The sequence below is a fragment of the Streptomyces sp. LaPpAH-108 genome (assembly GCF_000373625.1).
GTDB lineage: Bacteria > Actinomycetota > Actinomycetes > Streptomycetales > Streptomycetaceae > Streptomyces.
The window spans coordinates 358,067-382,435 of the sequence record NZ_KB891995.1 but is presented as its reverse complement, the minus strand read 5'-3'; the positions used below and the strand labels follow the sequence as shown (position 1 = coordinate 382,435).

The following is a 24,369-nucleotide window of genomic DNA, read 5'->3' as shown; positions in this document are numbered from 1 at the left end:
ACCCCACCACCGGCCCGGCTCGCGGCGGCCACTCCGCCACCGGCCGGACAGCCACACCCGCCCCACCACGGACCCGACGACCACGCCCACTCCGCCACCGGCCCGACGACCACAGGCACCCCGCCACCAGCCCGGCTCGCGGCAGCCACCCCGCCACAGGCCCGACGGCCACACCCACTCCATCCCCGGCCCGACGACCACCCCCGCCCCGCCACCGGCCGAACCGGCTACACCCGCTCCACCGTCGACAGATACAACTCCACGTACCGCTCCACATCCACGTCCACCCCCACGTCCACCAAGGGACGTTCCCGTTCTCCATGGTGCAGCTCCGACTCCCCCGGGCGTCCGCGCAGGTCGACGAGTGTCTGGCCGCGGGACGGGCCCGGGGCGAGGGCGATCTCGACCGGGGCGTGGCGGGTGGTCAGGCCCGCCGGGTCGGCGACCGCCAGGACCGCGCCCGCGTCGCCGAGGCCGCCCGCCGCCGCGTCGCGGGGCTCGGTGCCCCGGGCCGGGGGCCGGTGGGCGAGCAGGTCACCGGCGAGGCGGGTGCCCGGTTCGGCGCTCGCGCGCAGCCTGCGTACGTCCGCGCCGGGCACGACGACCCGGGTGAACACGTCGAGCCCGTACATCGTGATCGGCACCCCGGCGGTGAGCAGGACGGCCGCCGCCTCCGGGTCGTGCCAGACGTTGAACTCGGCGACCGCGGTGGCGTTTCCGGGGCCGACCGCGCCGCCCATGAACACGATCCGCTCGATGTTCCGGGTCACCTCGGGGTGGGTGCGCAGCAGCAGGGCGATGTTCGTGAGGGGCGCGGTCGGGATCAGGGTCACCGGGCGCGGCGCGGCCAGGATCTCGCGGCGCAGCAGGGTGACGGCGTCCATGGGGACGGGGGCGCGGGCCGGGGCGGGCAGCCCGAGGTCGCCCATGCCGTCGGTGCCGTGCCAGTGCGCGATCCGGGCGGGCTCCAGGAGAGGCCGTTCGGCGCCGCGCGCCACGGGGACGTCGGCCGCGCCCGCCCGCTCCAGCACGGTCAGCGTGTTGCGGACCACGCCGTCCACGTCGGTGTTCCCGGCCACACAGGTCACCGCCCGCAGGTCGAGCCCCGGATGCCGGACGGCGAACAGCAGCGCCAGCGCGTCGTCCACCCCGGTGTCGCAGTCGATGATCACGGGAACGGCGGGCCGCTCGGCCACGGCGGGCTCCTCTCGGTCGCGGGTACCGAACCTACCCCCGCCGCCCGGCCCCCGCCCCGCGCTCACCCGGACGGACCGGAGCGCTGGTGAGAGGGGGCGCGGGGTGATGCCGTGAGGGGAAACAGCCCGTCCGGTACGAGCAGGAGGCACCCCGATGACCGCACGCGCCCGTGGTGCCCTGCCGATGCGGACCGGTGCGATATCCGTGCGCGGTGCCCTGCTCGTCTCCTGTCTGCTCGGCGTCGGCGGCTGCGCCACCCTGGGCCTGGAGCACCCCCCGACCGCCCGCCAGCCGCTGCCGACCGTCGAGAAGCCACCCGCCTCCTCCCAGGCCGCGCCCGGCAACGACAAGGCGCTGCTCACCACCGCGCAGGCGCAGTCCGCGCTCCTGACCGAGACCGATCTCGGCGCCCCCTGGACCGCGACGCAGGGCGCGGCCACCTGGCGGGACGGCCTGCTGAAGGCCACCACCGACGCGAGCCGGTGCCAGCCGCTCCTGGACGCCCTCTACGCCGACACGCTGCTCGGCGCCCCCGCCCGCGTCGCCGTCGGCCTGGACGACCCCGACACCGGCGCCCAGCTGCGCTACCAGATCGCCGCCCGCCGCCCCGCCGACGTGGACGCCGCGCTGACCTGGCTCGGCACGATGCCCGCCGACTGCGCCCGCTTCACCGCCAGGACACAGACCGGGCTGGTGGAGGACGTGCGGGTGAACGCCGCCTCGCTGCCCGAGGTCGGGGACGAGCGCCAGGGGCTGCGCGTCACCGTCGCCACCACGACCGAGGACGACCAGGACGTGCTGCTCACCCTGGACGTGGCCGCCGTCCGGGTCGGCCAGGACGCCTTCGCGCTGACCAACGGCGGCCTGGGCGACGTGCCGAACGACGCGACCCAGGCCGCCGTCCAGGTCGGCGCCCTGCGCCTGGCGGACGTGCGCAAGCAGGGCCGCGTCCAGGTGTGAGCGCGCGCGGGGCAGGACAGGGCCTGGTGCTCCCCGGCCGCGCTCAGAGCTGCGCGGGCCCGAGCGTCGTACTCCCCGGCGCGGTGCGGTGCCCGAGCCCCGTCCGGTACGCGTCCAGCGCCGCCTCCGTACGGCCGCCACGGCGCAGCAGATCGCCGAGCAACCGGCACAGATCGGCCAGATCTCCCGCCGCCCCGGCCCGCTCCAGGAGGCTGAGCGCGCGGACGTAGTGCTCCTCGGCTGCCTCGGTGTCGTGGGCGTCCTCCGCGATGATGCCGAGCAGCCGGTGCGCGGCGGCGGCGTGGACCGCGCCCCGCTCGGAGGAGAAGTCCCCGAGCACCCCGGCCAGCAGCTCGGCGGCATCGCCCGAACTGCCGCGCCGGTGCAGCACGTCGGCCAGCTCGACGGCGACCTGGCTGCGGTAGAGCGCGGCGCGGGTCTCCCCGAGCATCAGCAGTGCCTGCCGCAACTCCTGCTCGGCACGCGCGAGTTGACCGGCCTGCGCACGGACGTAGCCGCGCATCCAGTGGCAGTGGGCGAGTTCGGTGCGCAGCCCGAGCCGGTCGTACAGCTCGGCGGCCGTCGCGAGGGACGCGTCCGCCTCGGCGTGCCGTCCCTGGGCGAGCAGGGTGCGCGCGACCGAGCGGTGGGTACGGGCGAGCAGCGCCGGGTCGGAGACGCGCGGGGCGAGCGCGAGCGCGGACTCGGCGGCGCGGGCGGCGTGATGGTGGGCGCCCATGTCCATGTACGGCCCGATGGCGGTGGCGTACAGCAGCGCCAGGGCGTCGGGGTCCTGCGGTTCGGCGCGGGCGAGTTCGGCGAGGCCGGACTCCAGGAGGTGGACGGCGTACCGGAGTTCACCGCTGAGGTAGTGCGCGACGGCGAGTCCGCGCAGGACCGGGGCGCGGACCGGGGCCGCTTCGTCCGCGAGCAGGTCCGCCGCACGCTCGAAGTGCCCCAGGGCGTCGGTCAGTTCGCCCGTCTCCAGGGCGCTCTCGCCGAGGCCGAGCAGGGCGGCGGCGCGCTCCGCGGCGAGACCCTGTTCCGCGAACTCCTCCGCCTCCGTGAGGAGTTCGGCGAAGCGGGCCCCGGCCTCCTCGGGGGCGCCGTCGGCCAGTGTGCGGCGGGCGTCCGCCAGGCGTCGCCGCAACTCCTCCGCGACGGCGGCCGGATCCTTCCGCTCGCGCATCGGGCGTCCTCCCCAACTCCCTTGGGCCCCCTTGTCGTTGGGGGCGCGCAGCCCTAGGTTAATCGGCGGCTCACGTGTATCCGACTCGTCACCCGCCGTAGCGAGGTCACCGTGCCCGGACGTACATCGGCCGCTCCTGGACGCACCGGCGCGCTCTCCCGCCCCCGGCTGCGCCGGACCGCGGACGACAGTTCCCTCACCCGGGGTGTCGTGGCGGCCGTGGTGGCGGTAGCGGCGCTGGTCACGGCGGCGAACGCGGGTCCGGCGCCCACCCCGGACACCCCCTCCGTGCCACCGGCCCGCTCCGCCCAGCGGTGACCCAACGCCCTTACGCGCAGGGCTCTTTCAAGCGCCGCCAGGGGAACTCCGGGTAAAACTGTGGCCAAGGCCAACCGCGCCTTTCCCAGCAAACAGGTTCAATCCACCGGTTGTACAAGAGTGGAATATCTCACCGCCGACGGTTGACAGCCGGACGCGCGGCTAGGGTGAGCGCTCCCGGACCGGTGCTGCCGAGCGCGCGCCGCTTGACCGGCGATGGGCGATTCTTTCGGTGGCCCCGGGGTCCGGGCCAGGGGTGGGAGGTCACGGGATGACGGCGAACAGCCTGCGCGCGGAGGAGTTCGCGACAGGACCCGCGGACCGGTCGGGCGACGAGGGCGAACGCGGCGGCAAAGGCGGCGGACGCGGCACCGAAGGCGCGGGCAAAGGCGACGGCGCGGCCCGCCCCCGGCGCGGGCGCCGCATACTGAAGTGGTCCGCGGCCACCCTCGCGCTGCTGGTCATCGGCACCGCCGCCGCGGGCTACGTCTACTACGAGCACCTCAACGGCAACATCAAGAAGGCCCGGCTCAACCTCGGCGACTCCCCCGTGCCGGAGGCCACCCCGAACGCCCAGGGCCAGACCCCGCTGAACATCCTGCTCATCGGCTCCGACAGCCGGAACACCGCCAGTGACCTCAAGCTCGGCGGCTCCAAGGGCGACGTGGGCCGCCCGCCGCTCGCGGACGTGCAGATGCTGCTGCACCTGTCGGCCGACCGCAGCAACATGTCGGTGATCAGCCTGCCCCGCGACACCATGATCCCGATCCCCAAGTGCACGGACGCCGACACCAAGAAGGTGTACCCGGCGCTCTCCCTCTCCATGGCGAACGAGTCGCTGGGCCGGGGCGGCCCCGGCTGCACCGTCGCCACCTGGCAGCAGCTCACCGGGGTGCACATCGACCACTTCATGATGGTCGACTTCTCCGGCGTGGTCGCCATGGCGGACGCCATCGGCGGCGTCCCGGTCTGCGTCAAGGACAACGTCTGGTCGCACACCGCCTCAGGCCACGGCTCGGGCCTGAAGCTGGAGAAGGGCACCCACCCGGTCAAGGGCAAGCAGGCCCTGCAGTGGCTGCGCACCCGCTACGGCTTCGAGGACGGCACCGACATCGGCCGTACCCACGCCCAGCACATGTACATGAACTCGATGGTCCGCCAGCTGCGCGCCAACGCCCGGCTCGGCAACCCCACCGAGATGCGCAAGCTCGCCGAGGCCGCGACCGACGCGCTCACCGTGGACGACGGGCTCGGCACGGTCAAGAAGCTCTACGACCTCTCGATGGAACTCCAGAAGGTGCCCACCAAGGGCATCACCATGACCACCCTGCCCACCGTGCAGTGGGCCCAGGACCACAACCGGCTCGTGCCCACCCCCGGCGACGCCGAACAGCTCATCTCCATGGTCCGCGACGACGACTCGCTGACCGGCCTCGCGGGCAAGAAGCCCCAGCCGGACCCCACGTCCACCGACCCGGCCGCGCCGCCCGCCGACATCGCCGTACGGGTGCGCAACGGCACCGGCACCGCCCTGGAGGCCCCGGCGCCCCAGCGCGCCTCCGCCGTCGCCCAGGTGCTCCAGACCCAGGGCTTCACCAGCGCCTCGACCGACACCACGCCCGCCACCGAGCCCGACACCCAGGTGCTCTACTCCACGCCCGACCAGGAGGGCGACGCCCAGGCGGTGGCCGACGCGCTGCACATCCCGCTGAAGCGGGCCCGCCAGTCGGACGAGGTCCAGGGCGTGACGCTCGTCGTCGGCGAGGACTGGCGCACCGGGGACACCTTCCCGAAGACCAAGCCGAAGAAGGTCCCGGAGAGCGCGGCCGTGCTGAACGGCGAGAAGGCGGACGCGTGCATGGAGATCCAGCCGGGCTTCACCTGGTGACGTCGGCCTGACGGTCCGTCAGCTTCTGTAGCTTCCGCTGGACGTGGTCCAGGGCACCGTCCCGCCGCCCCGGCACCCTCAGCCTCAAGTCGGCGAGCGCGGGGCCCAGTTCACGGGCCCGGGCCGGGTCCTCGATCCGGCCCCACTGGTGGTGGGCGCGATCGGCGGCGGCCTCGACCGCGGGCGCGTCCGGCGCCTGCCCGGCGGCGAGCCGCACCCCGGCCACGTCCAGCCAGGCCCGGCAGCTGCGCGCCGGATCACCCGCGAACATCGCGAGGTCGGCCCGTACCTCCGCCCAGTGCAGCGCGTCCTCGGACGCCGGGCCGCGTGCGTGGGCCGCCGCCTGCTGATGGCGGGCGGCCAGCGCGTCCGCCTCGGCGTGCCGGCCGTCGCGCACGGCGGCGGTCAGCTCGGCGTGCGGATCGCCCGCCGGGCGGGGCGGCGCGGTGAGCACCAGGTTCGTGCTCAGCTCGTCCGCGATCCGGTCGAGCGCCGCCCGGTGCAGCTCCGCGAGCGGCGGCCGGTGCCCGCTGCGCAGCAGGGTGGCGACGGCCTTCATGTACGTCGGCTGGGCGATCCCGCGCCGGGCGGCGGGCGGCGCGATCCGGCCGTACACCTCGGCGGTGCGGCCCGAGTCCAGCGGGTGCGCGAGCAGACGGTCCCAGGTCTCGGCGTCCGCGTGCAGATCGGCGACGAGCGTGGTGGCCCCGGCCGGGCGCAGCCGCAGCTCCTCCCTGATCCAGTGCCAGGGCAGCGCGGTGTAGCGCACGGTGGCCGCCGTGGTGCGGGCCAGCGCCAGATGGGGCAGGTGCTGGCGGCGGTCGAGCTGGAGCTGCCCGGTGACGAACACGGTCAGCGGTCCTGGCGCGGCAGCGGCGGCGCGCAGCCGCGTCAGCACGGCCTGCGGGTCCAGCGGGTCGGCCAGCTCGACCACGTTCGCGGTCTCGGTCCCGGACAGCACCGCCGGGGCGACGGCCGCCAGGATCGGCAGCACCCCGGCCGCATCCACCTGCCGTCCCCGCCCCAACGGTGAGGCCGCCAGCAGCAGCACGGTTCCGGGCATCACGCCTCCCCTGTTCGGACCACCCTGCGAGCACCGTAACCGGTGGGGCCCTGGGGGCACGCCGAGGACGGGGAAGGTCCCTCCACCGGGGACGGCAGCGCCCCACCCGGACTACCCGGACACCTCCGGCAGCCGTCGTACCGCGAACACGGTGGTGTCGTCGGCGAGCCGTCCCCGGGTGTGCCGCAGCACCCCGTCCCGCACGGCCCGCACCAGCCGGTCCGGCGCGGGACGCCCCGGATCCCGGGCGACCTCCCGCTCCAGCTCCCGCACGAGCGCGTAGAACTCACCGCGCCGGTCACGGGCCTCGGTGACCCCGTCGGTGACGACGAGGAGGGTCTCGTCGGGGTGGAGTGCGGGAGCGGGGGTCTCCTTCGGGGACTCCGCCAGGTGCCCCTCGACGTCACCGGCCAGGTCCCCCGTCAGATGGCCGAAGCCGATCGGGAGGCGCTCGGTGCCGGGCAGGGGGCGTACGCCGTGGGGGCCGACGGCCAGGGGCGCCTCGTGACCGAAGTTGATGACTTCGACCGTGTCGCCGTCCTGTTCGGAGAAGCCGAGGAGGACGCCGGTGGCGAAGCGCTCACCGTCGTAGCGGCCGAGCGCGGCGGTGTGGCCGCGGTGGCGGTACATGCGGATCTCCAGCCGGTCCGCGACGGTCGCGAGGTCGGGCTCGTGGTACGCCGCCTCGCGGAAGGTGCCGAGCAGCGCCGCCGCCGTCTCCACCGCGCCGAGCCCCTTGCCCTGCACGTCGCCGACGAGGACCCGGGTGCCGTGCGGGCCGGGCTGGATGTCGTAGAAGTCGCCGCCCACCCGGGCGTCCGTGTCGGCGGCCAGATACACCCCCGCGTGCTCAAGGCCCGCCCACCCGGCGGGCAGCGGGCGCAGCACCGTACGGCGGGTCGTCTCCGCGATGTCCCGCATGTGGCCCTCGCGCCGCTCCCGGCGGGCCCGCAGCTCGGCGGCGACGACGGCCAGCGCGCCACCGAGCGCGACCAGCACGAAGTCGGCGTTCCCGGCCCGGTACGGATCGGGGAACGCGGTGTCCACGGCGACGTACGTGGCCAGCGACAGCAGCGCGAACACCACGGTCGTCGCCACCCCGCACAGCGCGGCGGCGACGCTGGGCACCAGGACGATCCAGGAGACCACCCGGAACCGCTCCCCGGTCGTGAGGTCCACCCCCGCGAGGCCTATGAGCAGCAGCAACGGCACCAGCCAGGCCACTCCGCACCCGCCCACCCGGAGCCCGTCCCGCTCCTGGCCCCGGTGGTCGATCCGCTCCACGAGACCCTCTCCGTCACGAGCCCGTCCGCGTCAGGGCGGCCCGGGCCCTCCGTGTCCTTCAGCGAAACACGGACCCACCGCGCGCGCATCCGGGCGCTCCGGCCCGCAGGCGGCGGCCCGGCCGACTTGCCGGGCCGCCGCCCCCGGTGTGCCCTGGAGTGTGGAGCGGCATCAGGTGACGCCCCGCGATGTCGGGCGACATCGCCTGCGGGACGTCGGGCGAGAGGAGCGCTCTCATGGCTCACGCGGCACCCGCATCCGGCACGCCGACCGGCGGCGCCCGTACCTCCGGCCAGGACGGCCGAGGCGGCCACGGCGGCCAGAGCGGCCGGGCCCGCACCGGCCTGCCGCCGGACGTGTTCGACGCCCGGACGCACCGGATGCTCAGGATCGTCGTACCGGTCCTGTGCGGGCTGATCTACGGCTACTGGGCGGCGGCCAACCGGCGTTCCGGCGGCCCCATCACCGGCTGGAACCTGCTCTTCGGGTTCCTCACGGCCCTCGTGTTCGCGGTCGTGCTCATCGCGCTGCTGACCGTGGCGCCCCGGCTGCCCCGCGAGCTGCACGCGGCGGCCTGGACGGTGTTCATCGGCTGCTCGTTCGGCTTCCTCTACAGCCAGACCGGCGACTCGATCTACCGCTCGGTGGGGAACTCGATCGCGGTCGCGGTGGTGACGTTCATCGTGTTCTTCTACCGCTTCTACACCCGCGAGGACGCGGCGGGACACCGCATCCACTGACCCCGTACGCCCCGTGGACCCCGGCCCGCCCGGCCGGGGTCCACGCGTTCCCCCGCTTCCCCCGAGCCCGTACGGCTTCCCCCAAGTGCCCCCGGATTCCCCCGTACGCCCGCCCCCGCTCGCGCGCCGCCCCTGCCACCCCTTGCCTGGAAGGGTGTCCCCTCGTCACCGGAGCGTCGTGTCGGCCGCGCTGATCGCGCTGGCCTGCCTCCTCGTGCCGTTCGGCGCGACGGCGGCCTGGGCGGCGTACACGCTCACCGACACGAGCCGCTACGTCACCACCATGGCGCCGCTCGCCGCCGACCCGGACGTGCGGGAGGCCATCGCGGAGGCGGTCGGGGACGGCATCCTGCGCGAGGCGGACCAGCGCATGGACATGAGCCCGGTACGCGCCTCGGTCCGGCCCTTCGTGCGCGACGCGGTCCGCTCCTTCACCCGCACCCCCGCCTTCCGGCTGGCCTGGGACACCGGCAACCGGATCACCCACGACGCGGTGCTGCGCGCCCTGCGCGACGAGGACCCGACCGCCGGGGCGCCGGGCGCCGCCGTGACCGTCGACCTCGCTCCCGTCACCGCCCGGGTCAAGCAGCAGCTCACCCAGGACCACGTCCCGCTCGCCGCCCGCATCCCGGTCCAGCACACCGTCGTCCCGGTGCTCCCGGCGGGCGACCTGACCCGGTTCCGCAAGGGGTACCACATGCTGGAAGTCGCCGGTTTCTGGCTGCCGGTGGCGGCCGTCGTGTTCGCCTCGGCCGGGATCGCCCTGGCCGTGCACCGCCGCCGCGCGATCGTCGCGACCTCGCTCGGCACGGCCCTCGGCGGCGCCCTGCTCGCCCTCGCCCTCACCGTCGGCCGCGCCCTCACCCTGGCCGACCTCCCGCCCGACGTCCCCCACCCGGTCGCCGCCGCCGTCTACGACACCCTCACCGCGACCCTCCGCACGGTCTCCTGGCTCCTGCTCACCCTCGGCGTGACCGTGGCCCTGACGACCTGGCTCACCCGCCGCCGGACCCGCCCCGAGCAACCCCGCAAGCCGCCGGAGAAACGCAAGAACCGGAGCGCGCCCGGGGACCAGGTCCAGGAGGACGGCCGCGCACAGGTCTGAACACCGGGCGATGTCAGTGCCCGGGCCTACCGTGCGGTGCATGAGCCACTGGATAAACGGCCCCCTCGGCTGGATACACGGCCGCCGCCCGGGCGACGAGGAGACCAACGTCGTCTTCTTCCGCGGCACTTCCCTGGACACGCTCACCTGCGGCCTGCTCGCCCAGCACCGCCGCCCCCGCGCCTACGCCAAGGGCGACGACTGGTGCGTCCTGATGCACGACATGCACGCCTGGGACTCCGCGGCCACCGGCGACTACGAGGGCGCCCACTACGCCGCCCTGTGCCCACCCGGCGCCGAACTCGCGGTCTTCATCACCGAACCTTGCCTGGCAAAAGCCCACGGCCCCTGCTTCGAGTACTACCGCGACACCCGCCTCCACACCTGCTTCAGCTTCGAGTCCCCGACCGACGCAGCCGGCCCCGCCCCGGACCACTTCCTCCCCGCCCTCACCGAAGCCCACCTGACCGACCCCCTCACGGAGACCGACGAACTCGACCACGAGGAACGCCTGGTGGACGCGCTCACCCGCTTCCTGGGGCTGCCCGAGCTGGACTTCACCACGCCACCCGCCTCTCCCTGACACACGGCCACTGGCCCTCTCCGCCCTTGCGCAGAAGGCGACTTGGCGCGTATCGCGGCGGCGTACGCTGACAGAGAGGGGTGATGACGCATGTCGGACGAACTCGCGGAGAACCTGAAACGGCTCCGGCGCGCCAAGGGCTGGAGCCAGGAACAGCTCGCACACCGGGCCGGCCTCTCGGTGGGGCCCGTACGAAAGATCGAGCAGGGGCGCAGCGGAGTCCGCATGGAGACCCTGCACGCCCTGGCACGGGCCCTCGGAGTGCGGACATCGGACCTGATGGCGGCCGGGCCTCCGGAGCCGGTCGGGCACGAGGACCCGAACAGCCAGAACCTGCGCGCACTGCGCATCGCACTCGCGCCCGCGCTCGGCCTCGGCAGGGCGCCCGCCCCGGTCGGTGCCGAACCGGATCTGCGTCGTCTGCGCCGCATGACCCACGACAGCTCCGTCCTGTACTTCGCGGACACCTACGCGAGCATCGCCGCCGAGCTGCCGGTGCTCATCAAGGCCGCCGATGACGCGGTGGCCTGGTTCGACTCGGGCGACGCCCACGCCGAGGCGCTGGTGGCCCGCTCACGGGTCATGAGCCTGGTGGGGCGGTATCTGACACAAATCAGGCAGTACGACCTCGCTCATGTTGCGGCCCTACGCGCCATCGAGGACGGCCGGGCCGCCGGGGACGACCTCACCGCCGCGTCCGGGGTCGGCGGAATGTGCTGGCTGCTGGTGCGGACCGAGCGCTTCGACGAAGCGGAGGACATCGCCGTCGCCACGATGGACGCCGTGGAGCCCAAGATCATGGGAGCCTCCGACGACCAGTACGCGACCTGGCAGGCGAAGAACCGAACCTCCAGGAGAAGAACTGGAAGAAGCTCGGTGGCCCGAGCACCAACGACGGCAACCGCTACCGCCTGGACCTGGCCCGCGCCCACGTACGCTCCGGCGACCCGACCGCCGCGATGGAGGAACTGGCCGCCGTGGACCACGCCGCACCCGAGTGGTTCCGCCACCAGGCGTCCGCCGCCGCCACCTTCGAGGAGATCACCAAGAAGCGGCGCACTCTGACCACCGAGATGCGCGAGGTAGGCGCCCACCTGGGGCTCTTCCTCTAACTGCAGTGCAGCGGTGCAGTTTTGAAGCTTGGTCACCGAAAGTACATCGCTACACGCCTGGCAGGCCGACACCCCCAGCCCTAACTTTGTGTGTCTGGATCGTCACACAAAGGAGACCCCCGTGCCCGGAACGACGACTGCCGAGACCCCGGCACCGCCGCCGTGGGGCCTGGCCCGCATGGTTCCCCTCCGCAACGGCGCCCCCAGCACCTGTCGCTACGAGGGAATCGACCCCGAGACGCAGACGGGGCGCTGGGTGGGCGGCGACGGCACCCTGGTGCCCGCTGAACTCGGCAAGCACGGTACGAGTGTCAACACCTACCCGCCCACGCAGGTCAGCAAGGACGGCAAGCAGGATGCCGACAGCGGCCACGACGCCACACAGGACGAGGGCCAGTCGTGACCTCCGGGCGCGCGGTGCTGGTGGCGACCGAGTACGAGGACGCGACCGCCGACCTGGTGATAGCCGAGCTGAACCGCCGCCGCGTGCCCGTCCTACGGTTCGATCCCGGCCAGGACTTCCCGGCCGGGATCAGCCTCACGGCCTACGCGGAGGAACGGGGATGGTCCGGCCGACTGACCGCACACGGCCGCACGACCACGCTGGAAGAGGTCCGGGCGCTGTATCACCGCCGCCCCAGCCTCTATCAGGGATACGACAGCCAGGACCAGGCGCAGCGGTTCGCCGCCCAGGAGAACCGACGCGGCCTGGGCGGGGTGCTGGCGTCCCTGTCGAACTGCCTGTACCTCAGCCATCCGCAGGCCATCGCACGGGCCGAGTACAAACCCGCCCAGCTGGCCGAGGCGAAGCGGCTCGGGTTATTGGTGCCGAGGACCCTTGTCACCAACGATCCGGCGGAAGCGCGTGCCTTCGCCGCAGAGCGGCCGACCATCTACAAGCCGCTGCACGCGGGTTCGTACAGCGTGGCCGGGGAGCCCGCGGGCATCTGGGCCGCCGCAGTGGAGAGTCGGGAGATCGACGACCGGGTATCGGGCTGCGCGCACCTCTTCCAGGAGCGCGTCGACAAGTCCGCCGACGCCCGCGCGGTGGTGGTGGGCGGGGAGGTGTTCTGCGCCCGCATCACGTCCCCGGCAGGAGTCGTGGACTGGCGGGCCGAGTACCAGCACCTGACGTACGAGACGGTGGACTGCCCCGGCGCGGTCCGGCAGGCACTCCTCCGCTTTCTCGCCGCCTTCGACCTCAATTTCGGGGCCTTCGACTTCGCGCTGTCGACCGATGGCGGCTGGTGGTTCCTGGAGTGCAACCCCCATGGGCAGTGGGCGTGGCTGGAGCATGCGACCGGTCTGCCCATCACCTCGGCCATCGCTGATCTGCTGGAGAAGGGCGAGTGACGATGAGTACTGGGTTTCCGGACTCGGAGAAGCTGCGCGACGAACTCGCGCACCGGCTGAGGGCGACGGGCGCGCTGCGTGGCCAGGTGTGGACGGCGGCCGTCCTCGGTGTGCCCCGCGAGGCATTCCTCCAAGACGGCTGGTTCGAGTACGAAGAGGGCGGCTGGTACCGGCCGCGCTTCCCGAGGGGCAAGGCCGATCTCCGGCGCATCTACGACGACGACACCCTCGTGACCCAGGTGGCCGGCGAAGTCGTACCGAGCGACGTCGAGGGGCGTATCCGGCAGATTCCCACGTCGTCTTCGACGCTGCCGAGCCTCGTGGTGCGGATGCTGGAGGAACTGCGCGTGTCCGCTGCCTCGCCTGGAAGCGAGGTGCGAGTACTGGAGATCGGCACCGGCACCGGCTACTCCACCGCCCTGATGTGCCACGCACTCGGTCCGGAGAGCGTGACATCCGTCGAGGTCGATCCCGGCGTCTCCGTCCGCGCGGGCGTCTCGCTGGCCGGTGTCGGCCTCCACCCCGAGCTGGTGGTCGGAGACGGCCTGCTCGGCCACGCGGAGGGTGCCCCGTACGACCGGATCATCGCCACGTGCGGCGTCCACCACATCCCCCGGGAGTGGATCGAACAGACCAGGCCAGGAGGCGGAATCCTGGCCACCGTCGGCGGCTGGACGGGCGCCTCCGAACTCGTCCGCCTCACCGTCGCCGAGGACGGCACCGCCACCGGCCCCGTCCTCGGTGGCCAGGTGTCCTTCATGCTCGCCCGGCCGCACCAGGCCCCACCGCTGGGCCTGCTGCCGGACACACGCGACGCCGAAGCCGAGGAAACCGAGGTGGGAGCGAACGTCCTGGACGACTGGACCCCACGCTTCATCGCCCGCTTCGTGGCCCCCCGCGCCCAGCGGCTCGTCCTCGAACGCGACGGGCGCCTGGAGCATCTGTTCGTGGACGTCGAGGCAGGCTCATGGGCCGCGCTGTACGAGAGCGACGGAAAGTGGCTGGTCCGGCAGGGCGGCCCGGAACGGCTCTGGGACGCCGTTTCCCAGCAGCTGCTGCACTGGATCAAGGACGGCCGTCCCCCGGCCGAGCGAATGACCCTGCACGTCGGCCCGGGTGGTGAACACCTCACCTGGATCTGACGGTTCCCGAACCGTCGAGCGGTGTTCCGCGCACGAGCTCCGCCAACACCCCCAGCGCCCGCACCAGTTCCCCCTCCGGTACCGAGCCCAGGCCCAGGCGTACCGCGTCCGGGGTGTGTGACGGGGCGGTGGCGAAGGCCGGGCCCGGGGTCACGGCGATGCCTCGGGCGCGGGCCGCCGCGGTGAAGGTGTCCGCGCGCCAGGGGGTGGGGAGGGGCCACCAGGTGAAGCAGGAGGTGGGGGCGGAGGCGAGGGGGTGGGGGGACAGGGCCTTGGTGGCGAGGAGTTGGCGGTGGCGGGCGTCCGCGCGCTTGGCGGTCGTCAGGCGGGCCACCGTGCCGTCGGTGATCCACCGGACCGCCGCCTCCAGGGCCAGCGCGCCCGCGCTCCAGCCGCCGGACCGTACCGCCCGGGCCACCTCACCGGCCCGCGCGGGCGGTACGGCCGCGAAGCCGACGGTGAGGCCCGGGGCGACCCGCTTGGACAGGCTGTCGACGATATGGCCCAAGCCGGGGAGGAGAGACGCGAACGGGGGCTCGTCGTCCTCGTGGAGGAAGGACCAGACGCGGTCCTCCACCACCGGTATCCCCAAGTCGGTTATCACATAGGCCAGTTCGGATCTGCGCCCCGCGTCCAGCGTCCGCGAGGTCGGGTTGTGCAGCGTCGGCTGGAGGTAGAGCGCCGCCAGGGGAGCCGAGCGGTGTGCGGCGGCGAGGGACGTGGGCAGGGGGCCGCGTGCGTCCGTGGCGAGCGGGACCAGCGTGGCGCCGAGGCGGGCCGCCACCTCTCTGACCAGCGGATACGTCAGCGGTTCGACACCGATCCGGTCGCCGGGGCGGACCAGGGAGGCGAGGGTGGCGGCGATGGCCTGGCGGCCGTTGCCGGTGAGGACGATGCCGTCGGGGTCCGGGGAGCCCAGCAGTCCGGCGACGGCCTCCCGCGCCGCCGCCGTCCCCGCCGCGGGCGCGGGCAGCCGCAGCGCCTCGGACAGGGCCTCGGGGCGCAGGAGTTCGGCGAGGACGGGGGCCAGCAGCTCCGACTGGCCTTTCGTGGAAGGGTAGTTCAGCTCCAGGTTCACCATCGTGGGACCACAGGACGTCTCCGTCAGCGCGTGCCCCGGCTGCGTGTCCGGCGCCGTCGCGCGGACGAAGGTGCCCCGGCCGACCTCGCCCACCACCAGCCCCCGGCGGGCGAGTTCGCCGTACACCCGCTCGGCGGTGGACGCGGCGATGCCGTGACGGCGGGCGAACGCCCGCTGCGGAGGCAGGCGTTGACCGGTCCGCAGTCGGCCACGGGCGATGTCGGCGGCGATCCGGTCGGCGATACGGCGGTAGTCGTCCACAACTCCCCTTGTCCGGTGAGGCATTCACCTGGCACCCCATTGCACCGAGGGCAAAGATTTCATTGCACCGAGCCGGACGCGACTCCTAGGGTCGGCTCCATGCCGCCCTTCCTCGCATACGACGACAAAGGCCCAGAAAACGGCCGCCTCCCGCTGGTGCTCGTCCACGGCCACCCCTTCGACCGCACGATGTGGGCCCCGCAGCTCGCGGAGTTCTCCGCCGGGCGCCGGGTGATCGTCCCCGATCTGCGCGGGTACGGCGCCTCCCCGGTGACCCCCGGCACGGTCACGCTCTCCCGGCACGCGCGCGACCTCGAGAGCCTGCTCGACCACCTCGGCGCGAGCGTCTTCGTGCTCGCCGGGCTCTCCATGGGCGGCCAGATCGCCATGGAGTGCGCCGGGCGGTTCGGCGCCCGCGTCCGGGGTCTCGTCCTCGCGGACACCTTCCCCGAGCCGGAGACCCCCGAGGGCGTACGGTCCCGGCACGCCATGGCCGACCGGCTGCGCGCGGAGGGCATGTCCGGGTACGCCGACGAGGTCCTGGAGCGGATGGTCGCGCCGTACGCCGCACCCGAGGTCAAGGCACACGTGCACCGGATGATGACCGGCACCGACCCCGAGGGCGCCGCCGCCTCCCTACGCGGGCGCGCCGCCCGCCCCGACTACCGGCCCCTGCTCGCCGGGCTCACCACGCCGACCCTGGTGGTGACGGGCGCCGACGACACGTACACACCCGTCGCGGACGCGGAGGCGCTGCACACGGCCCTGCCGGACTCCCGGCTGCACATCGTCCCCGGCGCGGCCCATCTGCCGAACCTGGAGCGCCCGGAGGAGTTCAACCGGGTGCTGGGGGCGTTTCTGGCGGAGGTGGACGGCGGGGACGCGTGAGAGGCGGGGCCTGACCCACGGCTCGTCGGGCGAGTGACGGCGGAGGCTCCTCGGGCAGTGACCCGGCGGCCCCTCGGGCGCCCGACAACCGGAGGCTCATCGGGCGAAGCGGTCATAATGGGCGCATGTCCCGAGAGTTCCCGATCGGCCTCACCCCTCCCGACTGGCTGGTACGGAACCTCCGCGCGCAACCCGCGCCGGTCAACTGGGCCGCCGTCGCCCGGGCCTCCATCGCCCTGACCCTCCCGCTCGCGATCGGGCTCGCGGCCGGACAGCCCGCGTACGGCGCCCTCGCCTCCATGGGCGCGCTCAACGGCGTCATCGGCGACACCGCCGACGCCTACCGGATGCGCGTCATCACCATCGCCGTACCCCAGCTCACCGGCGCCGTCGGCGTCATCCTCGGCACGCTCGTCTTCGGGCAGGGCTGGGCGGCGGTCGGGGTCGTCACCGCCGTCGCACTGGTCTCCGGGATGATCTCGACCATCGGCACGGTGGCCTCCGTCTCGGGCCTGCTGCTCCTGCTCAACTGCGTCGTCGGCGCGGGCCTGCCGCTGCCCCGCCCCTGGTGGCTGGCGCCGCTGCTGATGACCGGCGGCGGACTGCTGGTCCTGGCGCTCGCCCTGCTCGCCTGGCCTCTGCGCGCCGGGGTGCCCGAACGCGGCTCCGTCGCCCTCGGCTACCGCAAGGTCGCCGACCTGCTGGCCGCCTGCGGCGGACCCCCCGAGCGGTACGTCGCCGCCCGCTTCGACGTCACCCGCGCGCTGAACCAGGCGTACGACATCCTGCTCGGCCACCGCGCCCTGCACCACGCGCGCAGCCCCGAACTCACCCGGCTGATCGCCCAGTTGAACGCGATCACCCCGGTCATCGAGGCGGCGCCCGCCGTCGACCTCACCGGCAGACCGCTGCCGCCGGAGATCCCCGAGACGGTACGTCGTCTCGCCGACGACGTGGCGGCGGGCCGCACCGGCCGGCTGAACCTGCCCGAACTGCCCCCACCGGTCACGGAGACCGGCCGCGCCCTCGACCACGCGCTGCGGCACACCGCCGAGGTGGTCGCGGCGCCCGACGTGGACCCGCTCGGCGTGGACGACCACGCCGTACCGCTGCGCGCCCGCACCGCGCGGGCCGCGCGCACCGTCGTCCAGTCCGCCAACTCCTGGCGCTACGGCCTGCGTCTGGCCCTGTGCATCGGCATCGCGCAGGCGCTGGTCTCGCTCGTGCCGGTCCCGCGCTCGTACTGGGTCGCCCTGACCATCACCTTCGTCCTCAAGCCCGACTTCGGCTCGGTGTTCTCCCGGGCGCTGCTGCGGGCGCTGGGCACGGTGGTGGGGCTGGTGCTCGCGGCGGCGGTCCTGGCCGAGGTACCGCTCGGCTGGTGGGACGTGCCGGTGATGCTGCTGCTGGCCCCGCTGGTCCCGGCCCTCACCCCGCGCGGCTACGGCTACCAGACCGCCGCGATCACCCCGGTGATCCTGCTCCTCTCCGACATCCTCAACCACCAGGGCATCGGCCTGCTGCTGCCCCGGCTGCTCGACTCCCTGATGGGCTGCGGGATCGCGCTCGTCGCCGGGTATCTGCTGTGGCCGGAGAGCTGGCACAGCCGGGTGGGCGACCGGCTGGCGGACGCGGTGGCCGACACGGCGGCGTACGTCGAGGCGGCATTCGGCCCCGGTACGGCGCCCGCCGCCCGCACCCGGATGCGGCGCCGGCTGTACCGCGATCTGTCCACCATCCGGACGGAGTTCCAGCGCGCCCTGACCGAACCCCCGCCCACCGGACGCCGTGCGGCGGCCTGGTGGCCGCTGGTGGTGGCCGTGGAACGCATCGTCGACGCGACGACGGGGGCCCGGGTCCGCGTCCGCCACGGCGCCCCTCCGCCCTCCCCGGCAGAGGTCCAGCACGTGGCCCGCCAACTCCGTGAACTGGCCGAATCCGTACGGCGGACCGACACCCTCACCGCCGTCCGCACCGACCTCACCGGACCCTCCGACAGCGTCCTCGAGCCCCTGCGCCAAGAGGTCGCCGCCGCCCGCGCGATCGCGACACCCCACTGACGACACCCCGGGTGCGGCCGGAACCCGCGCCTCAGGGCCGCTAACCTTACGTGTCCGTCCTGGCCAGCGATCGGCATCAACTCACGCGAAGGGTTGCGCACATGGGCATTCTCACTCTCCTGAGGAACGCGTTCGGCCGCCGCAAAGAGCGTCCCGCCGACACAGAGAATGCGCCAACCGTCCCGGAACCGCGCGAACACGACCTGGTCGCAGCGGCGTTCGACGACGTAACGGTCCCGAGGCAACAGCCTGCGGAGTCGCGTGCGGCGGCTGATCAGGGCGAGGCGGAGTCGCGTGCCGCGGCCGACCCGGGTGAGGCAGAGTCGCGTGCTGCGGCTGATCAGGGCGCGGCTGAGGCGCGTGCTGCGGCGGAGCCGGGTGAGGCCGAGGCGGCGATCACGGCGGAGCCGGAGAAGGCCGACGTCGCGGAGACGGCGGTCGTGGCCGAGCCGGACGAGCCTGCGGCTGCGAAGACGGCTGGTACGGCGGAGCCGGACAAGGCCGAGGTCACGGAGACGGCAGTTGTAACCGAGCCGGACGAGCCTGCGGCTGCGGAAGCGGCGGTCGTGGCGGAGCCGGAGAAGGCTGAGGCCACGGACGCGGCGGTTACGGCGAAGCCGGAGGAAGCCGAGGCCGCGGAAGCGGCGGTCGTGACTGAGCCGGATGAGCCTGCGGCTGCGGAGACGACGGTCTCGGCGGAGCCGGATGCGACCGAGGTCGCGAAGACGGCTGCTACGGCAGAGACGGACGAGGCCGACGTCACGGAGACGGCAGTTGTAACCGAGCCGGACGAGCCTGCGGCTGCGGAAGCGGCGGTTGTGGCTGGGACGGACGCGGACGAGGTTTCGGCGGAGGCGAAGGAAGCCGACGTCGCGGAGACGGCCGTTACGGCTGAGCCGAGTGAGGCCGAGGGCACCGAGGCGTCGGTGGTCGCGGTGGAGTCGAACGAGGCCGAGGGCACGGAGGCTGCGGCTACCGCGCAGCAGGCCGAACTTGAGGCGCCGGAGCCGGACTTCGCGGAAGCGGCGACGGTCACGGCCGAGGAGAGCGCGCCGAAGACCACCGAGCCCGAGGCGACGGCCCCGGCCGAGCCGGAGATCGCTGAGCAGCAGACGCCGATCGAGGCGTCGGAGCCGGACCTCACGGAGGTGATGGCAGCCCCGGCCGAGCCGAGCGAGCCCGTCACCGACGCGCCGGCCGAGGAGCTGGAGCCGACGGCGGCCAAGCCGAGCGAGCCGGAGAACGCCGAGGTCGCTGACCAGCAGCCGGACACCGAGGTCGAGCCCGAGGTCACCCCCCAGGTGCCCGCGCAGCGCACGGAGATCGAGGCGAGCGAACTCGACATCACGGTGGTGTCCGAGACCACCGATCCGGAGCCGACGGCGGAGACCACCACGGCCCCCGAGCCGGAGCAGGAGCCGTCGGCCGAAGCGGCACCCGAGCCCACGAAGCCGGTGACGCCGAAGGCGAAGGCCACCGCCCCCGAGCCGAAGCCGCAGCCCGAGCCCACCCAGGAAGCCCAGCCGGAGCCCACCGAGCAGACGCAGCCGGAACCCACCGAGGAGCCGCGCGCCGAGCCCACCGAGAAGCCGCGCCCCGAGTCCGCCCAGCAGACGCAGCCGGAACCCACCGAGAAGCCGCAGCCCGAGCCCGCCGAAGCGCCGCAGGCCAAGACCGCCGCCGAACCCGAGGCCGCCGACGGCGAGCAAGCCCCGCAGGGGCCACCCGCACCCGACGACGAAAGCCGCACGGGTGGTGCGGGTGGGAACCAGACCGCCGCCGAGGGCGAAGCCGAGGCGGACCAGGCTCAGCCCCCCGCCCCCGCCGAGGCGGACCAGGCTCAGCCGACCCCCGCCGACGACACCCCCGCCACCACCGCCCTCGCAAAAGCCGACCTCGCCCACACCCCCGCAAAGACGTACCTCGTCCTGGACCGCTCCGCGAGCATGCGCCCGTACTACAAGGACGGCTCCGCCCAGGCCCTGGCCGACCAGACCCTCGCCCTCGCCGCGGCGCTGGACAAGGACACCCCCGCCGTCCACGTCGTCTTCTTCTCCACGGAAGTGGACGGCACCACGGACCTCACCCCCGGCGCCACCGACACCGTCGACGACATGCACGCCACCCTCGGCCGCATGGGCCGTACCAGCTACCACGCCGCCGTCGAAGCCGTACTCGCCCACTACGACCAGCACCACACCCCCACCGACAAGGCCCTGGTGATCTTCCAGACGGACGGCGCCCCGGACGCGAAGACCCCCGCCACCCAGGCCCTGACGAACGCCGCGAAGACCCACCCGAACGTCTTCTTCTCCTTCGTCGCCTTCGGTGAGCACGACAACAAGGCCTTCGACTACCTCCGCAAGCTGAAGACCCCGAACACGTCCTTCTTCCACGCGGGCCCGACCCCCCGCGAGCTGACGGACGCCGAGCTGTACGAGGGCGTCCTGGCAGGCTGGCGCCCGTAAGGAACCCCGCAGCGAAGAGATCCCCGTATGCCGCCCGCGTCCACCCCGTAAAACGGGAGGCGGGCGGCATACACACGTCGGCTACGATTTCAAGGTTCGTACCCGTAGCGACCTGGGAGCAGCCCCCGATGGCTCGACACCTCATCACCAGCGCCCTTCCGTACATCAACGGGATCAAGCACCTGGGCAACATGGTGGGGTCCATGCTCCCGGCGGACGTGTACTCCCGGTACCTCCGCCAGCGCGGCCACGACGTCCTGTACATCTGCGCGACCGACGAGCACGGCACCCCCGCCGAGCTGGCCGCCAAGGAGCGGGGCCTGGCGGTGGACGAGTTCTGCGCCCAGGCGCACGACGCGCAGAAGGCGGTCTACGACGGCTTCGCGCTCGCCTTCGACTACTTCGGCCGCAGCTCCTCCGCCGAAAACCGCGACATCACCCAGCACTTCGCCCGGAAGCTGAACGAGAACGGCTTCATCGAGGAGCGGGCGATCCGCCAGGTCTACTCCCCGGCCGACGGCCGCTTCCTGCCGGACCGCTACGTGGAGGGCACCTGCCCGCACTGCGGCTACGACAAGGCCCGCGGCGACCAGTGCGAGAACTGCACCCGCGTGCTGGACCCGACGGACCTGATCAACCCGCGCTCGGCGATCTCCGGCTCCACGGAGCTGGAGGTCCGCGAGACCAAGCACCTCTTCCTGCTGCAGTCCAAGCTCCAGCACGAGGTCGAGGAGTGGGTGGCCCGGCACGAGCAGGACTGGCCGCAGCTGGCGTCCTCCATCGCCCGCAAGTGGCTGACCGAGGGCCTGCACGACCGCGCGATCACCCGTGACCTGGACTGGGGCGTGCCGGTCCCGGCGGACACGTGGCCGGAGCTGGCGGCCGAGGGCAAGGTCTTCTACGTCTGGTTCGACGCCCCGATCGAGTACATCGGCGCGACGAAGGAGTGGGCGGACCAGGACCCGGAGAACCGGGACTGGAAGTCGTGGTGGTACGAGGCGGACGACGCCGTCCGCTACACGCAGTTCATGGCGAAGGACAACGTCCCGTTCCACACGGTGATGTTCCCGGCGACCGAGCTGGGTGTGCGCGAGCCGTGGAAGAAGGTCGACTACGTCAAGGCGTTCAACTGGCTGACGTACTACGGCGGCAAGTTCTCCACCTCGCAGAAGCGGGGCGTCTTCACGGACCAGGCCCTGGACATCCTGCCCGCGGACTACTGGCGCTACTTCCTGATCGCCAACGCCCCCGAGTCGGACGACTCGTCCTTCACCTGGGAGCACTTCACCGCGACGGTGAACAAGGACCTGGCGGACACGCTGGGCAACTTCGTCAACCGCGTCCTGTCCTTCTCCCGCAAGCGCTTCGGCGACGAGGTCCCGGCGGGCGGCGAGCCCGGCGAGGCGGAGGCGCGCCTGGGCGAGGAGATCGCCGGGCTGCTCGCGGAGTACGAGACCCAGATGGAGGCGCTCCAGTTCCGCAAGGCGGCCTCCGCCCTGCGCGCCCTGTGGTCGGCCGGAAACTCCTACCTGGAGGAGAAGGCCCCCTGGCTGGAGATCAAGACCGACAAGGACGGCGCGGCCCTCACCCTGCGCACCGCGATGAACCTGATCCACCTCTACTCGGTGGTCTCGGAACCCTTCATCCCGGCCTCCTCCGCCGCGATGCGCGCCGCCTTCTCCCTCCCCTCCGACACCGCCACCTGGATCACCGAGTCCGAGGCCAAGTCCCTCACCTCCGTCCCCCCCGGCACCCCCTTCACCGTCCCCCCGGTCCTCTTCGCCAAGCTGACGGACGAGGACCTGGAAACGTACAAGGAGCGCTTCGGCGGCTCGGCCGCCTGATCCCGCTTTCCTTCCGACGGCGCCGGCCCCTCTCGGGTCGGCGCCGTCGCACGTCAGCGGCCCTACCTGACTGAACGTTCCCTCGCCCCTCGAACGAGTGAACACCTACGGTTCACCCGGACAGAGCACGCATTCCTGCCCCTACCTTGCACGCATGGTCACATCAGCCCATGAGGGCATGCACCGGGTCTTCGAGGAGCGCCCCGAGATCCTGGCGCCCGTTTTCGAAGCGCTGGGCATCGCCTTCCCCGAGAAGGCGGCCACGTACGCGATCACCGCCGACGTGACGGAGACCCGGCCGCTCGCCCGGCATGTGGACACCGTGCTGCGCATCGAGCCGTCCGACGGCGACGACTTCCTGCTCGCCGTCGAGGCTCAGGAGCGCCGTGACAAGGACAAGAGCGCGAGCTGGGCGTACTACGTCGCCTATCTCCAGTCCAAGTACCGGCTGCCGGTCCTCCTGCTCGTCGTCTGCCGCGACCGGCCCACGGCGAAGTGGGCGACCGGCCCCTTCGAGTGCGGGGCACGCGGCTGGACCGCCCAGCGCACGTACCCCCTGGTCGTCGGTCCGGACAATCTGCCGCCGATCACCGACGCGCGGACAGCCACCGAGAAGCCCGCGATGGCCGCCTTTTCCGCCCTGACACACGCCAACACCCCGGTGGGCGACGCCATACTGGACGCACTCGGCAAAGCGCTCCCGAAGATGAACGCCCACGCAGCTCTGTACATCGGTCAGTTCTTGGACAGCGCCCTCGGGACGACTCCCGCAGGCGACAAGTGGAGGAACATCGTGTCGTTCGTGAACTTCTTTCCCGGTCGAGGCACCCTGCTGGAGCGCACCTTCCTGGAAGGCGAGGCCAAGGGCGAAGCCAGGGGTGAGGCCAAGGGGGTGCTGCGCGTCCTCAAGGTACGCGGCATCGCGGTCTCCGACGAGGCCCGAGAGCGCATCACCGCCTGCACGGAACCGGCCCGGGTGAGCGAATGGCTCGACCGCGCCGAGACCGTCGAACGCGCCGAGGACCTCTTCGCCGACACCCCCGACACTCCAGAACTCCCCTGACCTGGGCACGCTCTGGCAGAGTACGGACACCGTGAGCCTCCCCGCATCGCACCGCCGTCTCCTCGCCGATGTCGTCACCGCCGGGGTGCCGTATGCGCTCGTGCTGGCGGGTGGGTATGCCCTTCAGGCGCATGGGGTCGTCACGCGGGCGCATGGGAATCTCGACTTCGCCACCGAGAGCGGAACGGGGCTGGAGGCGATCGCGCGGGAGCTGGCCGGGGTGCTGGAGGCGCGGGGGCGGGTGGTGCGGAGCGGGGCCGTCGGCGCGCTCACCGCGGAGCTGACCGTCACCGATCCGCCGACCGGCGAGGAGGTCGGCCTCGCGCTGCACAAGGAAGCCCTCTGGGGGCCGGCCGAGCTGACCGGGTACGGGCCCGCCCTCTCGCTCGCGGACGCCGTCGGGACCAAGATCCGGGCGCTGTACGACCGGGGCGCGGCCGTCGACCTGATCGACGCACGGGCCGCCGCCGAGCGCTTCTCGCTGCCGGAACTGGAGGAGCTGGGCCGTCGGCACGCGTACGACGCCTTCGACCTGCCCACCCTCCAGTCCCGCCTGACCGGCACGGACTTCTACGCCGACGGGGAGTTCCTTCGCTACGGCCTCCCCCGCCACGAGGTCGCCCCGCTGCGCGCCTGGGCCCAGCACTGGTCCGACGACATCGGGGAGCGGCTGCTGGAGGACGGCGCCGACCCTGATCAGATGTCCGATCCCGATCAGGCCGAGGAGTAGGCAGAAACAGGGACGGCCCGGCTCACCAGGAGCCGGACCG

21 protein-coding genes are annotated in these 24,369 nt (G+C 73.0%); 16 read left to right on the top strand and 5 right to left on the bottom strand.

Going from position 1 to position 24,369, the window contains the following annotated elements:
• Positions 1–227 precede the first annotated feature (227 nt).
• Complete coding sequence (locus B079_RS0120775; RefSeq protein ID WP_018547760.1) at positions 228–1,196, bottom strand: nucleoside hydrolase; 969 nt, start codon at positions 1,194–1,196, stop codon at positions 228–230.
• A gap of 154 nt (positions 1,197–1,350) precedes the next feature.
• On the opposite strand from B079_RS0120775, the gene B079_RS0120770 reads away from it, so the two are divergent.
• Complete coding sequence (locus B079_RS0120770) at positions 1,351–2,157, top strand: hypothetical protein (RefSeq protein WP_018547759.1); 807 nt, start codon at positions 1,351–1,353, stop codon at positions 2,155–2,157.
• A gap of 43 nt (positions 2,158–2,200) precedes the next feature.
• Here B079_RS0120770 and B079_RS0120765 read toward each other — a convergent pair whose 3' ends face one another.
• Positions 2,201–3,346, bottom strand: a complete 1,146-nt coding sequence (locus B079_RS0120765; protein ID WP_018547758.1) for a hypothetical protein — start codon at positions 3,344–3,346, stop codon at positions 2,201–2,203.
• Positions 3,347–3,457: 111 nt separating this feature from the next.
• On the opposite strand from B079_RS0120765, the gene B079_RS32430 reads away from it, so the two are divergent.
• The gene (locus tag B079_RS32430) at positions 3,458–3,664 is read left to right on the top strand and encodes a hypothetical protein (protein ID WP_037801716.1); all 207 of its coding nucleotides are present in this window, start codon (positions 3,458–3,460) and stop codon (positions 3,662–3,664) included.
• A 271-nt stretch (positions 3,665–3,935) separates the two neighbouring features.
• Positions 3,936–5,552, top strand: coding sequence for an LCP family protein (locus B079_RS0120755; protein ID WP_018547757.1), 1,617 nt, complete (start codon positions 3,936–3,938; stop codon positions 5,550–5,552).
• Here the strand turns inward: B079_RS0120755 and B079_RS0120750 are convergent.
• Both B079_RS0120750 and B079_RS0120745 read right to left on the bottom strand, forming a co-directional pair.
• Positions 5,542–6,615, bottom strand: coding sequence for a hypothetical protein (locus B079_RS0120750; protein ID WP_018547756.1), 1,074 nt, complete (start codon positions 6,613–6,615; stop codon positions 5,542–5,544). The two genes, B079_RS0120755 and B079_RS0120750, sit on opposite strands and share 11 nt — an antisense overlap.
• A gap of 111 nt (positions 6,616–6,726) precedes the next feature.
• Positions 6,727–7,899, bottom strand: a complete 1,173-nt coding sequence (locus tag B079_RS0120745) for a PP2C family protein-serine/threonine phosphatase (RefSeq protein ID WP_018547755.1) — start codon at positions 7,897–7,899, stop codon at positions 6,727–6,729.
• A gap of 236 nt (positions 7,900–8,135) precedes the next feature.
• Here B079_RS0120745 and B079_RS0120740 point away from each other — a divergent pair, with 236 nt between their 5' ends.
• From B079_RS0120740 to tgmC, 7 genes are all read left to right on the top strand, one after another.
• The gene (locus B079_RS0120740; RefSeq protein ID WP_018547754.1) at positions 8,136–8,639 is read left to right on the top strand and encodes a hypothetical protein; all 504 of its coding nucleotides are present in this window, start codon (positions 8,136–8,138) and stop codon (positions 8,637–8,639) included.
• Positions 8,640–8,793: 154 nt separating this feature from the next.
• The gene (locus B079_RS0120735; RefSeq protein ID WP_078496026.1) at positions 8,794–9,744 is read left to right on the top strand and encodes a hypothetical protein; all 951 of its coding nucleotides are present in this window, start codon (positions 8,794–8,796) and stop codon (positions 9,742–9,744) included.
• A 40-nt stretch (positions 9,745–9,784) separates the two neighbouring features.
• The gene (locus B079_RS0120730) at positions 9,785–10,327 is read left to right on the top strand and encodes a hypothetical protein (RefSeq protein WP_018547752.1); all 543 of its coding nucleotides are present in this window, start codon (positions 9,785–9,787) and stop codon (positions 10,325–10,327) included.
• 90 nt (positions 10,328–10,417) lie between these two features.
• Positions 10,418–11,392, top strand: a complete 975-nt coding sequence (locus B079_RS34115) for a helix-turn-helix domain-containing protein (RefSeq protein WP_234016830.1) — start codon at positions 10,418–10,420, stop codon at positions 11,390–11,392.
• Between the two features lie 168 nt (positions 11,393–11,560).
• Positions 11,561–11,842 carry a putative ATP-grasp-modified RiPP gene (tgmA, locus tag B079_RS0120710; RefSeq protein ID WP_018547748.1) on the top strand — a complete coding sequence of 94 codons (282 nt, stop codon included), beginning with the start codon at positions 11,561–11,563 and terminating at the stop codon, positions 11,840–11,842.
• Positions 11,839–12,792 carry an ATP-grasp ribosomal peptide maturase gene (tgmB, locus tag B079_RS0120705; protein WP_018547747.1) on the top strand — a complete coding sequence of 318 codons (954 nt, stop codon included), beginning with the start codon at positions 11,839–11,841 and terminating at the stop codon, positions 12,790–12,792. The genes tgmA and tgmB overlap by 4 nt, the downstream gene beginning before the upstream one ends.
• A gap of 2 nt (positions 12,793–12,794) precedes the next feature.
• Positions 12,795–13,934, top strand: a complete 1,140-nt coding sequence (tgmC, locus tag B079_RS0120700) for an ATP-grasp peptide maturase system methyltransferase (protein WP_026248896.1) — start codon at positions 12,795–12,797, stop codon at positions 13,932–13,934.
• Here the strand turns inward: tgmC and B079_RS32420 are convergent.
• Positions 13,921–15,276, bottom strand: a complete 1,356-nt coding sequence (locus tag B079_RS32420) for a PLP-dependent aminotransferase family protein (RefSeq protein ID WP_018547745.1) — start codon at positions 15,274–15,276, stop codon at positions 13,921–13,923. The two genes, tgmC and B079_RS32420, sit on opposite strands and share 14 nt — an antisense overlap.
• A gap of 99 nt (positions 15,277–15,375) precedes the next feature.
• On the opposite strand from B079_RS32420, the gene B079_RS0120690 reads away from it, so the two are divergent.
• From B079_RS0120690 to B079_RS0120665, 6 genes are all read left to right on the top strand, one after another.
• Positions 15,376–16,164 (top strand): alpha/beta fold hydrolase, encoded by a 789-nt coding sequence (locus tag B079_RS0120690; RefSeq protein ID WP_018547744.1) that lies wholly within the window; start codon positions 15,376–15,378, stop codon positions 16,162–16,164.
• A 125-nt stretch (positions 16,165–16,289) separates the two neighbouring features.
• Positions 16,290–18,224, top strand: coding sequence for an FUSC family protein (locus B079_RS0120685; RefSeq protein WP_018547743.1), 1,935 nt, complete (start codon positions 16,290–16,292; stop codon positions 18,222–18,224).
• A gap of 818 nt (positions 18,225–19,042) precedes the next feature.
• Positions 19,043–20,692 (top strand): VWA domain-containing protein, encoded by a 1,650-nt coding sequence (locus B079_RS35955; RefSeq protein WP_018547742.1) that lies wholly within the window; start codon positions 19,043–19,045, stop codon positions 20,690–20,692.
• Positions 20,693–20,820: 128 nt separating this feature from the next.
• Positions 20,821–22,536 (top strand): methionine--tRNA ligase, encoded by a 1,716-nt coding sequence (gene metG / locus B079_RS0120675; RefSeq protein ID WP_018547741.1) that lies wholly within the window; start codon positions 20,821–20,823, stop codon positions 22,534–22,536.
• Between the two features lie 154 nt (positions 22,537–22,690).
• Positions 22,691–23,599 (top strand): hypothetical protein, encoded by a 909-nt coding sequence (locus tag B079_RS0120670; RefSeq protein ID WP_026248895.1) that lies wholly within the window; start codon positions 22,691–22,693, stop codon positions 23,597–23,599.
• A 31-nt stretch (positions 23,600–23,630) separates the two neighbouring features.
• Positions 23,631–24,329 carry a hypothetical protein gene (locus B079_RS0120665; protein WP_018547739.1) on the top strand — a complete coding sequence of 233 codons (699 nt, stop codon included), beginning with the start codon at positions 23,631–23,633 and terminating at the stop codon, positions 24,327–24,329.
• Positions 24,330–24,369 lie beyond the last annotated feature (40 nt).